Origin of the sequence: Megasphaera sp. AF13-6AC (assembly GCF_027685385.1) — a bacterium.
GTDB classification, from domain to species: domain Bacteria; phylum Bacillota; class Negativicutes; order Veillonellales; family Megasphaeraceae; genus Megasphaera; species Megasphaera micronuciformis.
The window spans coordinates 1-525 of the sequence record NZ_JAQCUN010000263.1 but is presented as its reverse complement, the minus strand read 5'-3'; the positions used below and the strand labels follow the sequence as shown (position 1 = coordinate 525).

Genomic DNA, 525 nt, shown 5'->3' with positions numbered 1-525 from the left:
CCGGGGTATTTAAATGTAGAAACTATGGCGTCCGTTTTATTGCCTCAGTCGGTAGTCGGGGTGTTGCCGCATGACGAATTTATTCATGCTGCCGCACAGGAAGGGTCCTTGGCCGATATAGGTAAAGGAAATCCTTTCTTTTGTGCTTTGTCGGCCACCGTTCGTTGGCTAGAGACGGGTGATGAGCCGACAGGTGCCGATTGGAATCCGTACTTACCTCACGGCGACGTCCTGGACTGTATTTTTACGGATGAAGAAGCAGCCGTATCGTCGATGCAAAGGCAGGTTCCTTCCTTCGTAACTCACGAATTGTCTAAGGCGGCGGCTTTTTTAGATGAAGACGCAAAGACGGATTTTGTTTCCGATTCTAAAGAAGAAGGCTTGTCTGAGGCGGTAGAAAACGAAGAAATAGAAGAACGTCGCCATATTTCAGCTGCTGCTAATGCTGTAGCGGATGAGGCGGCATCAGTTGTGGAAAAAATACTCGAAAAAGGGCGTTTGCAACGTACTTTAACTGTTCGCAAA

Annotated in this window: 1 pseudogene; it reads left to right on the top strand. The window is 48.0% G+C overall.

The window, feature by feature from the left end:
* A pseudogene (locus tag PGX78_RS08720) lies at positions 1–525 on the top strand (AAA family ATPase); the annotation flags it as partial.